Source organism: Methylocella tundrae (assembly GCF_901905185.1).
Taxonomy (GTDB): Bacteria; Pseudomonadota; Alphaproteobacteria; order Rhizobiales; family Beijerinckiaceae; genus Methylocapsa; species Methylocapsa tundrae.
In genome coordinates, this window is record NZ_CABFMQ020000001.1 from 388092 (window position 1) to 400464 (window position 12373).

A 12373-nucleotide genomic window follows, 5' to 3' on the forward strand; every position below is an offset into this window, starting at 1 on the left:
TCAATACCTCGCGTCGCCCGCGCTCCTTCGATCTCCGAGACGCATGAGCCTCTCGGCGGTCTCAACGCCGACGATCTGCGTAGAAAATCGCGAAAGCTGCTCCGTCCCGATCTCATCAGCGCCTGTGCTTGTGGGCGGCCCGAGGAGCGATTGCGGATGAATCAGTTCGTGTCAGGGCTCTGAGGCGCGGCAAGGGCGAAACGTATCAAATCGGCGAATGTCTTCGCCCCCAGCTTTTTCATGACGGCCGCGCGGTGACTTTCAACCGTACGCTGGCCAATCCCGAGACGATTGGCGATAACCTTGTTGGCGTGTCCGGATACGACGAGATCCATCACCGCGCGTTGCCTCTTGGACAGACGGGCGACATTCCTGGCCGCGGTGGCGCATTGCGACATATGATCTTGAGAGTTGGTAGCCGCCCGGAGAGCGCGTTCGACGCTGGCGCGCAACGCATCGGCGTCCACGGGCTTTTCGATGAAGTCGAATGCGCCGGCTTTCATAGCTTTTACTGCTGTTTGGACGTCGCCATGACCCGTGATCATTATCGCCGGTGGATGAATGCTCCTCTTCGTGATGTTGGCAAGGACAGAAAAACCGTCCATGCCTGGCATGCGCGCGTCGAGAATGAGACAGCTGCCCGAATTTGCGCCTTTGGATTCGATAAAGAGTTGACCGCTTGCATAGGTCGCGACCCTGTGACCGTAGCTTTCTAAAAGCTGCTGAATAGAGTCGCGCACGCAGGCATCGTCATCAACGACGACAATGGTTTCAGCGGATGCGCTATCTGCCGGCGTGTCGAGCTCCGAGCCCGGCGGCGATATCGGCCGGGCAGGCGGCGTCCTTGTCTGCAATCGATGGATTGTGTCCAAGAGTTCGTCGGCTCGCACAGGTTTGGCGAGATGGATGGCGGAGCGCGTCGCGATCTTGGCGAAGGTCGCGGAAGAAATATCACCTGTCAACACCACGGCGGGGATTTGCTGACCGAGGATGGCGCGAACTTCGTCAATGACGTCGAGGCCCGACATACCGCCCGGGATGCTATAATCAACAACGATGATCTCCGGTCGAAACGTGCCGTAACTGACCAATCTCACTGCCTCCCCGCCGCTCGTGGCGGAAGCAATAAAATGTCCCTCATCGGCAAAGAGCAGCTCCAGGCTTTCGCGGACGCAGGGTTCGTCTTCAACGACGAGGATACGGACGCCGCGCTGCCTGGCGACAGCCCTATGGCCGCCGTCCAGCACAACAGGGTCTCCATTTGATTGAGCGCCAATCGGCACGAGAACGGAGAAGCATGAACCCTTGCCCACATGCGAGACGACCTTGATTTCATGTCCGAGGATCTCGGACAGGTTTCTCACAATGGCGAGGCCAAGACCCAACCCTTCATCAGTCCCCGGCGGAGTCGCTTCGCCCTTATGGAAAAAATCAAACATTTTCTCAATATCGGCGTCCGGAATGCCGGGCCCTGAATCCCACACTTCCAAGCTGACTTTGTCGCCGCGCCGGCGGCAGCCAACGACGAGTTTGCCGGAAGCGGTGAACTTGATTGCATTGTTGACCAAATTGCGCAGAATCTGCATGAGCAATCGTGGATCGCTTCGCAGGTTGCGATTGCAACTCGCGACCCACCACCTCAGCCCTTTTGCCTGCACCAGAACGTTGAATTCAGAGTGAAGTTTATTGAGCAGCATATTCGCGGGAAAGCTCTGCATTATCGGTCGAATGGCGCCCGCTTCCAGCTGATTGATGTCGAGGATCGCATTGACGACGCCGATCATCGAGTCGATCGTCTCGCCGCATTTTGCATTTAGCTTGAGAGCTTCTTCGTCATCCAGCTTGCGCTGGAGGATCGCGGATAGCAGGCGCAGACTCTGAAGCGGTTGGCGCAGATCGTGACTCGCGGCGGCCAGAAATTGGGATTTGATCAGATTGGCTTGCTCCGATCCCTCTTTGGCGGCCATCAACCCATGTTCGACCCGTTCCTTTTCCGTGACATCTTCTAAAACGAGGAGGATCATTCCCGCAGCCGACGTGTTGCCGCCGATTCCGCGCGTCGTCATCCTGAGCGTCAGGCGACCTCTCGGCGGAATGTCGATCTCGATGCGGTAATTTTCGACATGCCCATAGCCATCACGTTCGGCGTCAAGGATATTTTGCATGAGCGGCGCGAGCTGGCGCGCCGGCGTATCAGCCAAAGCGAGGCCGATGAATTGCCGAGCGTCCGCGCCAAATAGGTCGCGAAGAGCCTTGTTGACAACGCTCACGGCGAGCATTTTGTCGAGTACGATCAGTGGTTCGCGGACGGTCTCGACCACGCTTTCGGCGAAGGCGTGGGCGGCGCGGATATCGCGCTCGACGAGCTTAACTTCCGTGATGTCGGCGAAGGTGATCACGACGCCCTCCGCTCGACCTTCGTCGGTGCGGTAAGGTGTAATCTTTCGTAGATACCAGTGACCGTCCTCGGTGAGAATCTCGCGTTTGCTTGGCAGCAAATTGGCGAGCACGGATCGCGCGTTGTCAAGAAGGCGGTCGTCGGTGAAGCGGCGCGCAAGATCCGCGAGCGGCCGTCCGAGGTCGGAAGCGATCAGGCCGAAGAGCGCCCTCGCGGGAGGGGTGAAGAAGCGAATATTGAATTTGCCATCGAGGAAAAGCGTCGCGACGTCGGAGCTATTCAATATGTTGCGCAGATCGATCGCGCTGCTTCTCTGCTGCTCCGCTGTGTCCTGGAGCTGCTGATTGAGGATCATCAGCTCCTCGTTGAGCGATTGCATTTCTTCTTTGGACGCCTCGAGCTCCTCGTTCATCGACTGGAGCTCCTCGTTGACGGACATCGCCTCCTGGTTTGCAATGAGCAGCTCTTCGTTCGTGAGCTCCAGGTCGCGGATCGTTATCTCAAGCCTTTTGCGTGTCGAAACGAGCTCTTCTTCAAGCTGGATGTTCAGAAGTGACTGTTGCTCTTCTGCGGGCGCGAGTTGATCACCGCATTGCTCGTCTGATTTGTCGCTGAAAGTGACGAGGAGCAATTCCTTGCCGTCTATTGGGACCGGTTGCGCCGATATAACGACCGAGACCGATCGCCCGTCCCGCTCCACTTTTGCGCCGAGAAGAGTCGAGGCGCCTCCCTGGTGGATCGCGCGCCGCAGGGCGGCCTGGACATTCGGGAGGACGCCGTCCTGCAGAACGGAGGCCAGTTCGCAGCCCGCCTCGGGATGGCGGATTTTCAAGTACCGCTCGATCGGTCCGGTATAGTCAAGGATCTCGTATCGGTGGTTGACCATAATCGAAGCCGGGGCGTAGGTCTGAAGCAATAGCTGTTGCGTCGTTTCACGAAGAACAGTTGTGGAAATCTCGCGTTCGAGTCTCGCCGGCATTATTTGAGGGCCCTCCATGGTGCGTCTAAGCGGCAACAGCAGGGGGCGCCTTTGCTGACCGCCAGTGCGCTCAAAGATCCGATGGGCGTAGGAGACGGGCTTGAAACCGCTGCCGTAGGCGCCGATCGTATCGGCGACTCCCACGAAAAAAATCCCGCGCTCCCTCAGCCCGAAATGGAACAGCGATAAAATCGTTTCCTGTATTTCCCTCCGCATGTAGATCAGCACATTGCGGCAAATGATCATGTCGAGCCGCGAGAAGGGCGCGTCGGTCATCAGATCGTGGACAGTGAAGAGGATCGATTCGCGAAGCCGCGGGATCACGCGATAGCCGTCGGCTTCCTTGCTGAAGAAGCGCCTGAGGCGCGGACCCGATACCTGATGTCGGATGGAGTGAGAGTAAAGACCGGCGCGGCCGCGCGCGATAGCCTCCTCACTGGCGTCAGAAGCGAAGATCTGCAATTTCAAATCCCGCTTCGTTCGCAATATCTCCTCGAAAAAAAGAATGGCGATGGAGTAGGCTTCCTCGCCGGTGCTGCAGCCTGCGACCCAGATCCGAATAGGATCGGTTCGCGGATGCTGGCGGACAAGCTTTGGAATGACCGTCTTCGCCAGGAAGTCGTACGATATGGGATCGCGGAAGAAACTGGTGACGTGGATCAGCATGTCCTTCGCCAACAGATGCAGTTCGTCTGACGGCCCTTTAAGGGACCCGAGATAGCGGGTCAGATCCGTGATGCCGAGCGTTGTCATGCGCCGAAACACACGGCGCAACAAAATGGCGTCCTTGTAGGACTGAATATTACGCCGGGTGGTCCCGCTCAAATGGCGGAAGATCTGCGCAAGGGGATGCGTCCCCACGGCCGAAGGGCCGAGGCCGCGACGTTTGTTCGCCACGCTCAGCCAGAGAAGAAGGTCGGGAATTCGCTCGACTGGCAACACCAGATCTGCTGCGCACCCGGCGTCTGCGCGATGAGACGGTCCATTGTTCCCAAGGCGACAATGGTCCTGTGAGACGACGAGGCAGCCTCTCTCACTGACCGCGCTTGATCCGGCGCCTGTGTCATCGCTCATGCCGCTCAGAATGACGGCAATCGAGCGCACGCCATATTCACTGGCGAGGGCGCAAAGGAAATAGTCAAACGGCGAACCGAGCTTATGCGACGGATCGCGGGGCTCGACATGAAACGCCGCGTGGCGGAGCCCCACATAGACGTCAGCCGGGGCAACATAAATGTGATTGCTCCGAAGCAGCATGTCATCTGCGATTTCAACCACCGGGGTCGAGACGCGCCGCTCGAGAAGGGCGATGATGTCGTCGCTCCTCTCGTAACGATGGATCAGCACGAAGCACATTCCGTCTATGTTCGGCGCGACGGAGAGAAGATGCAGGAGTGCGTCGAGATCGCCGACGCCCGCGCCAACGCCGACTACAATCAGGCCCTCATCTGCCTCCGCCGGCGCCACAGAAATAAGCGGCAACGTTACATTCGTCCGTAAGGGCTCCATCTTAATCGACGCCCTCCATCTGTAATTGAAGACTTGCCATGAAAGTTATCAGTACTGATAACTTTCAATAATTATTATTTTTGCTGCTATGCAATATTCAATTTGTACACAAAATTCGTATTCACCGCTAGCCAATTATTCAGGGGGGCGCGTTCTGCCGTCTGCCGGAAAATACGGATCATATCGGTAAGTACTAATTGGGGCGAGAGCGCCAGTATTGTCTGTATCAATACGTATTTTCCGCGACGGCTCGCCGTCCTACAGAACTCAGCATATTCCGACACTTGATTAAAGCGGCGTTATCCGACGACATAAGCCATGCCAAAACATCTTGAACGTAGCATTGGCGGGTAAGCTTTTTGCCCGCGCTTTGAGCGACAACCGAGAGGTGAACGCGTGAAGGTCGCAATTCTCGCGGGCGGGGCCGGAACCCGATTAGCTGAAGAAACGGATGTTCGACCGAAACCCATGGTCGAAATCGGCGGGATGCCGATTTTGTGGCACATCATGATGCACTACTATCACTACGGCCATCGCGAGTTCGCCATCGCTCTTGGCTACAAGGGTGAGTACATCAAGCGGTGGTTCGCAGACTATTGTTCGCTGAACGGCAGCATGACCCTGCATGTTCAGACGGGCGGCGTAAAGCGGCATGACACCTCTGCGCCTCCCTGGTCAGTCGATCTCGTGGAAACGGGGCAGACTACGCTTACCGGCGGCCGCATCAAGCGGCTGATTGCCTGGATGGGCGGCGGGCCTTTCATGCTCACGTGGGGAGACGGCCTTTCGGACGTCAACCTCCACAAGCTTCTCGCCTTCCATAAGTCTCACGGCAAGCTTGCGACAATGACCGCGGTGCGCCCCCCCGCGCGTTACGGGCATATCGAGTTCGATGGCGACCGCGTGGTGGAATTCACCGAAAAACCACAGACGGCGGAGGGCTGGATCAACGGCGCCTTCTTCGTTCTCGAACCGGGCGTCGACGATTACATTGATGGCGACGATGTCATGTTCGAGCATGCGCCGCTCCAGCGGCTCGCGGCGGATGGACAACTGATGGCGTTCCGTCACGAGTCGTTCTGGCAGTGCATGGACACGCTGAGGGAAAAACACATTTTGCAAAAGATTTGGGACAGCGGGCAGGCGCCCTGGAAAATGTGGAGTGAGCGATGAAGGTCCTGCTCTCTGGCCATCGAGGCTACATCGGAGCCGTGTTGACTCCATACCTGCTCGAGCGGGGTCACGACGTGACCGGGCTGGACAGCGATATCTATCGCGCCTGCACCTTCGCCGGCGATCTCGCGGAAATCCCCACGATCGAGAAGGATATTCGCGACGTCGGTAAAGACGATATGATCGGTTTTGACGCGATCATTCATCTCGCCGGTCTTTCCAACGATCCCCTCGGCGACTACCGTCCCGAACTGACCAATGAGATCAATTTCAAGGCGTCCGTCGATTTGGCCGCGCTCGCCAAGCAGGCTGGCGTGCCGCGTTTTCTTTACGCTTCGTCTTGCAGCACATATGGGGCCTCCGGCTCCGAGTTTTTGGACGAAAGCGCGCCGTTCAATCCGGTGACGCCCTATGGCGCGTCAAAGGTAAACGTCGAGCGCGCCGTGTCCCTCATGGCCGACGAGACGTTCAGCCCGACCTTCTTGCGGGCGTCGACCGCTTACGGCCTGTCGCCGCGCCTGCGCTTCGATCTTGTCCTTAACAACCTGACGGCGTGGGCCTTCACCACGGGCCAAGTCTATCTGAAGAGCGACGGCACGCCGTGGCGTCCGATAGTTCATGTTGAGGATATCGCGGCGGCCTACACTGCCGCGCTGGAGGCTGACCGCTCACTGATCCACAACAAGGCGTTCAATGTCGGCTCGACAACAGAAAACTACCAGATGGTCGAAATAGCGGATATAGTGAGCTCTGTGGTTCCCAATTGCCAGGTTGAATTTGCGCCGGACGCGGGGCCGGACACGCGATGCTATCGCGTCGATTGCAACCACATTGCCAGGCATTTGCATTCGTTCAAGCCGCAATGGACGGCGCGGCGCGGCGTCGAACAGCTCTACGACGCCTATTGCTCGTCGGGCCTCAGCCTGGATGATTTCGAAGGAGAGCGCTTTAAACGAATCGCACATGTCAAAAAACTGATCCGCGTCGGCGAACTGGGCGAAGACCTCCGCCGCTTGCCCGCTATGTCGCGCGCGATTGCCTGAACTCATACCGAAATGGAGCGGTAATGACTGACGTGAGCCAGCGCTCGCTGACCGAGCATGCCTGCCGATCTTGCGGCGGAAATAAGCTTGAGACATTTCTCGACCTCGGCGAAACGCCGCTCGCGGATCGTCTCCTTACGAAGGCGGATCAAGATCAGCCCGAGCTTTATTTCCCGCTGTCCGTGGCATTTTGCGAGGACTGCAGCCTCGTGCAAATTACCGAAACCGTCGACCCCGCAATTCTTTTCGCCGATTCCTATCCTTACTATTCTTCATTCTCGCCGGCGCTGCTGGAGCATTCTCGCCAGAACGCCGTCGATCTGATCCAAAGCCGTTCCCTCGGACCGGACAACTTCGTTCTCGAATTGGCGAGCAATGATGGCTATTTGTTGAGGAACTATGTCGAGGCGGGCATTCCGGTTCTTGGAATCGATCCCGCTGACGGGCCGGCCGCCGCCGCGGAGAAGATCGGCGTGCCGACGCGTTGCGCATTCTTCACCCGGGATCTGGCGGACGCTCTGCGGCAAGAGGGCGTGCAAGCGGATGTGATCCACGCTAATAACGTGCTTGCCCATGTCGCCGACACCAATGGCTTCGTCGCGGCGATGGCTCGGCTGCTCAAGGAAGATGGCGTCGCCGTTATCGAAGTGCCTTATGTCTGGTCGCTGACCGAGCATTGTGAGTTCGACACTATCTACCATGAGCATCTGTGTTACTTCTCCGTCACGGCGCTGGACCGGCTGTTCCGCCGCCACGGGCTTTATCTTAACGAAATAAAGCAGCTTGCAATTCATGGCGGCTCATTGCGTCTTTACGTGGAAAAGGAGGAGCGTGTAGGGCAATCGGTGCGCGGGCAACTGACGTACGAAAAAACACGTGGCGTCGATTCGGTCGACTATTTTCGCGGATTTTCGAACAAGGTTGACGTGTTGAAACGCGATCTTCTGGCGCTTCTGAATGATGTAAAGTCGAAGGGCGCCACGATCGCGGCGTATGGGGCCGCGGCCAAGGGCGCGACCCTGATAAACACCGTCGGCATCGGACGAAATCTCGTCGACTTCGTGGTAGACCGGAACATCCATAAACATGGAAAATATATGCCGGGGCAATGGCTGCCGATCAAGCCGGTGGAAGCCCTTACGGAACTTCGTCCCGACTACGTGTTGTTGCTCGCCTGGAACTTTGCCGACGAGATCCTCTCTCAACAGAAGGCTTATCGCTCGCTCGGGGGCAAATTCATTATCCCAATCCCCACACCGCGAATCGTATAAGCCGTCGGCTTGAACGGTCCATTGCGACGGGCGTATTCCAGACGGTAGGAAGAACGAGCTGGTGAATCGATGTCGAGCGGAACGAGTTCACGCGGATTGATCGAACTTTCCCTCACCGTCGAACAGCGCCCGGTCGGCGGAGCGGGAAAGCGTGGCCTGGATATTTTCCTCGCGACGATCGGACTTATTCTGCTATCTCCGATATTGCTGCTGTGTGCAATCACTATACTGGCCGTGTCGCGCGACAAGATTCTCTTCCGCCATCGTCGACTGGGTCTTCATGGTGAATCATTCGATTGTCTCAAATTTCAGACGATGGTGCGTGACGGAGATCGCGTGCTTCGTGACTATCTGGAAACGCATCCCGAGGCGCGCGCTGAATGGGAGTCGACGCGGAAGTTGCGTAACGACCCGCGGGTCACCGCCTTTGGAAAAGTGCTGCGAAAGACCAGTGTCGATGAATTGCCTCAACTCATCAATGTCCTGAAGGGGGAGATGAGCATTATCGGACCACGGCCGATTGTCGAACAGGAGCTCACGAAATATGGCGTCCGGCGCCAAGCCTATCTGATTTGCCGCCCGGGAATCACCGGGCTTTGGCAGATCAGCGGGAGAAGCAACACAACCTATCGGAGACGCGTGGCTTGCGACGCTTGTTATGCGAAGCATTGGTCGCTTGCGTTGGACGCACAGATACTGATACGCACCCTGCCCGTTGTTTTTGGTTCCAGCGGCGCATACTAATATCAATTGCATACCTATGATCAGCCTGCCGGCCGGCAGCCGCGGGCCGCTCCATATTTCGCAGCATGCCGGCCATCGCGTGGCGAATACGCCTTTGAGCTTCTCAGCGCGGCGAGCGAATTGATCCGCTTGTGCTATGGCGCTTTCGAAGCGCCAATATCAAAGGCCGGAGAATGAAGAGCCCTGTTCCCAACGTTTCGCGCTGTGCGCAAGGGCGTCGACCGCAGCGATGAGAGTGCGGGCGCTAGCCGACCAGCTGTAGCGGGCGCAGCGCATCATTATGTCTCGCTTTATCGACGAGAGAGGGGGAGCGCTGTCCGAGGCGCGGGAAAAGGCTTGGGCGATAGACGCGACGTCGAGGGGATTGAAATAGATTGCCGAGTCTTCGCAAACCTCGCGAACGGCGGGAATATCGGCGGCTAGAACGGGGCATCCGTGCAACATCGCTTCGAGCGGAGGAATGCCGAAGCCCTCGTAAAGGCTGGGAAAGATAAGCGCGATGGCTTCACGATAAAGCGTTGAAAGTTCCGCGTCTGAAAGATAGCCGGCCAGTATGACCCTTGCGGGAATATCGCCTAAGCCTTCCGCAAAAACAGTTGCTTTTGACGCGCCGACTATCACCAGCAGACGACGATCGTCAGGAAGTGATGCGAAGGCCTGAATAGTACGTGTGAGATTTTTATTTGGTGATGGCGATCCCACAAAAAGAAAATACTGTCCGGGCTTGACGCCGAGGCGGAGGAGGGCGTCGGGATCGGCCTCGATCCGACCGAGGTGTTCGCATCCGTTGGGGATGAGAAAAATGCGGCCCTGATCGAGGCCAAGCACGTCGGCGAGTTCACGCCGCGAAAATTCCGAGACCGTCCCAATCTGGGAGCGTTTGGCGAGCATACGGTCGAGCGCCCGGTGGAATAGACGATAGGCCGGGGAAAAATTATTTGGCGTCCGGAACACCATTGCGTCATGAAGAATGGTGAGCGATCTCCTATGAAGCACAGCGCCATTATTCGCCAGACTGACCGCGAGCCCTGAACGAGCGAAGAACGGGAAAACAAGCTGATCCCAGAGATGACCATCTCCCGCCCCAACCCGGCGAAGCTCGATTGTGTGCAGTGGTAAATCATCCGTGGCCATCTTCGGAGCCAGGAGCACCCACTGACGACAGGCGTGCGTTTTGCTCAATTCGGCGTCGAGAGCCATCACCAGTTCGCGTGCGAATCTCTGCACTCCGGACGTACGCTGGGTCAGGAACCGACCGTTGATGTAGACGATCTCGGATGTCTGCGTCACCTCATGCCCCGCGGTGCGCCGTCCCTGGGTATCCGACCAATATCTCGAATATGATATATGGATCTACGCCCTTCGAACGATGTCGATGATCGGCGGGGGAGTTACGCACGAGCGTGCGTTCGCCCTGGCAAAATCATCAGGAGCGGCGGACATCGTAAAAGCATTATGCGCGACTCCACGGTGATAAGGATCAAGATCTAAACCGATCAAGAAGTCCAATCGAACGATCCGAATGTCGCGAAACGCGTCGGGGGGTGCAAGTGGCGGAAAACACGCATGCTGCGCCATTCTCGAGTGCGATGAGGTCAGGTGAGGACATATAGCTGCCCTTTCCATGCAATCGTGAGCTCATGGCGCGCCTTTGGCGCGTCTGCGGCGAGCTGGCGGTAGTCCCTCAAGGCGCGGATTACCGCCGGCGTGAGTGTAAAACATGACTCTGGTTTCTAAGCGGCTACCCCAGGTCATCCAGGCAGGCCATCTGTTTCGTGTTGTCGAATTGAAGCGTTCAGCGGGAATCTCTATGCCAAAGCTGCGCAGACGGCGCGGCTGCCTGCGAAGAAGGATGTGTCCGTACTTTCCGGCGCTTGTCCGAGTCCACGCAGGATGGCGAAATAATCGAGCCGCATGCTGGGCCTGCGCCGCGGCCAAGCCGCCGGTCCTCAATGGGCCGAAGGCGCGAAGCAATAGAACAGACAGGAGGGTGACCGGTCATGGAGTTCTCATAGTGCGGCTCGGATTGTCTTGCTGGTCTCCTTATCGCGCCAGCGCGGTCTCCGGAATATGCAAGCGCCGGACATGCGAGGCCGTGCCGGAGGAAAACGCATTATCGTGACGTCGGGCGCGCTCACGCACTGCTATTTTTGCGTAAACAAATTGTAGTTCGTAGTTGGCCATGGACATCTTTATGACGTGTTCTTTGAGGCTTGCGGTGGGAATTGCGACGGCGGGGCGCACCGCCATTTTGAATGATATGCTGCGCGGGCTCGCTCGCCAGGCGCGCCAGCCTGACAAGGTGTTCGTTTGTCCTGCCTCCGAGCAGGATTTCGATATGACGCAGGCGGCCACGCTGCCTTACCCGATTGAACGCGTGCGCGGGCTGCGGGGATCGTGCGCCCAGCGAAACGCGATTATCGACGTATCGAAAGGGTTTGATGTTCTGGTTTTCTTTGACGATGACTTTTTCGCTTCTCGCGACTTCCTCGCGGAGGTTGAGCGTTGTTTCCTGACACAGCCGACCACGGTTGCGGCAAGCGGGCGGGTGATAGCCGATGGCATTAAGGGACCAGGCCTTGACGTCGCCGCGGCGCACGCCGCGCTCGCGTCCCACGAGAGTCTACGCTCCGGCGCGGGATCCGTGGAGCAGTACAACGCTTATGGTTGCAATATGGCCGTGCGGCTTGCGGCGGTCCACGCCCTAAACTTGCGGTTTGATGAGAATTTGCCGCTGTATGGTTGGCTAGAAGACGTTGATTTCTGCCGGCGGCTGGCGTGCCGTGGCCGCATCATCAAGAATGAACATATGATCGGCGTTCATCTTGGCCATAAAGGCGGTCGCTCGACGGGGCTGCGGCTCGGATATTCTCAGATCGCGAATCCAATTTACCTTTGGCGCAAGGGGACATTCAGGCTCGATCTTGCCTTGCGCCAGATGGGAATGAATCTCGCCGCGAATTTCGGCAAGGTCCTTCGGCCGGAACCTTGGATCGACCGGCGCGGGCGAGTGCGCGGTAATGTGCTTGCCCTGATCGACCTCATGCGGGGGCGCCTCGATCCGCGTCGCGTTCTCTATCTCAGCTGAATCCAAATCGAACAGAAGGGTGGCGGCTTTGACGAACGTCGGTGGATCCTGGGGTGAGATCGCCTCGTTGTTGGATCAGACAGCCGCAATTCGGCCGCAGGCCATGGCAAATGCCTTCCCGAAATATAGGATGAATGCGACCGGCCACGCAAAAGCCGCGGGCATTGT

General features: G+C 57.7%; 7 protein-coding genes. 5 read left to right on the plus strand and 2 right to left on the minus strand.

Annotation, left to right across the window (positions count from 1 at the left end; translation table 11 throughout):
* Positions 1-161 precede the first annotated feature (161 nt).
* Positions 162-4859: a CheR family methyltransferase gene (locus tag MPC4_RS01630; RefSeq protein WP_174510974.1), complete on the minus strand. Its 4698-nt coding sequence runs from the start codon at positions 4857-4859 to the stop codon at positions 162-164.
* 423 nt (positions 4860-5282) lie between these two features.
* Between MPC4_RS01630 and rfbF the strand changes: the two genes are divergently transcribed.
* The 4 genes from rfbF to MPC4_RS01650 all read left to right on the plus strand — a co-directional run bounded on the left by rfbF (position 5283) and on the right by MPC4_RS01650 (position 9117).
* Complete coding sequence (gene rfbF, locus MPC4_RS01635; protein WP_174510975.1) at positions 5283-6059, plus strand: glucose-1-phosphate cytidylyltransferase; 777 nt, start codon at positions 5283-5285, stop codon at positions 6057-6059.
* Positions 6056-7102, plus strand: a complete 1047-nt coding sequence (locus MPC4_RS01640) for an NAD-dependent epimerase/dehydratase family protein (protein WP_174510976.1) — start codon at positions 6056-6058, stop codon at positions 7100-7102. Before rfbF ends, MPC4_RS01640 begins: the two co-directional genes overlap by 4 nt.
* A gap of 23 nt (positions 7103-7125) precedes the next feature.
* Positions 7126-8373 carry a class I SAM-dependent methyltransferase gene (locus MPC4_RS01645; protein ID WP_174510977.1) on the plus strand — a complete coding sequence of 416 codons (1248 nt, stop codon included), beginning with the start codon at positions 7126-7128 and terminating at the stop codon, positions 8371-8373.
* Positions 8374-8469: 96 nt separating this feature from the next.
* Positions 8470-9117, plus strand: coding sequence for a sugar transferase (locus MPC4_RS01650; protein WP_244605789.1), 648 nt, complete (start codon positions 8470-8472; stop codon positions 9115-9117).
* Between the two features lie 159 nt (positions 9118-9276).
* On the opposite strand, the gene MPC4_RS01655 is transcribed toward MPC4_RS01650, so the two are convergent.
* Positions 9277-10407: a glycosyltransferase family 4 protein gene (locus tag MPC4_RS01655; RefSeq protein ID WP_174510978.1), complete on the minus strand. Its 1131-nt coding sequence runs from the start codon at positions 10405-10407 to the stop codon at positions 9277-9279.
* 904 nt (positions 10408-11311) lie between these two features.
* On the opposite strand from MPC4_RS01655, the gene MPC4_RS01660 reads away from it, so the two are divergent.
* Positions 11312-12205, plus strand: a complete 894-nt coding sequence (locus MPC4_RS01660; protein WP_244628778.1) for a glycosyltransferase family 2 protein — start codon at positions 11312-11314, stop codon at positions 12203-12205.
* Positions 12206-12373: the final 168 nt, after the last annotated feature.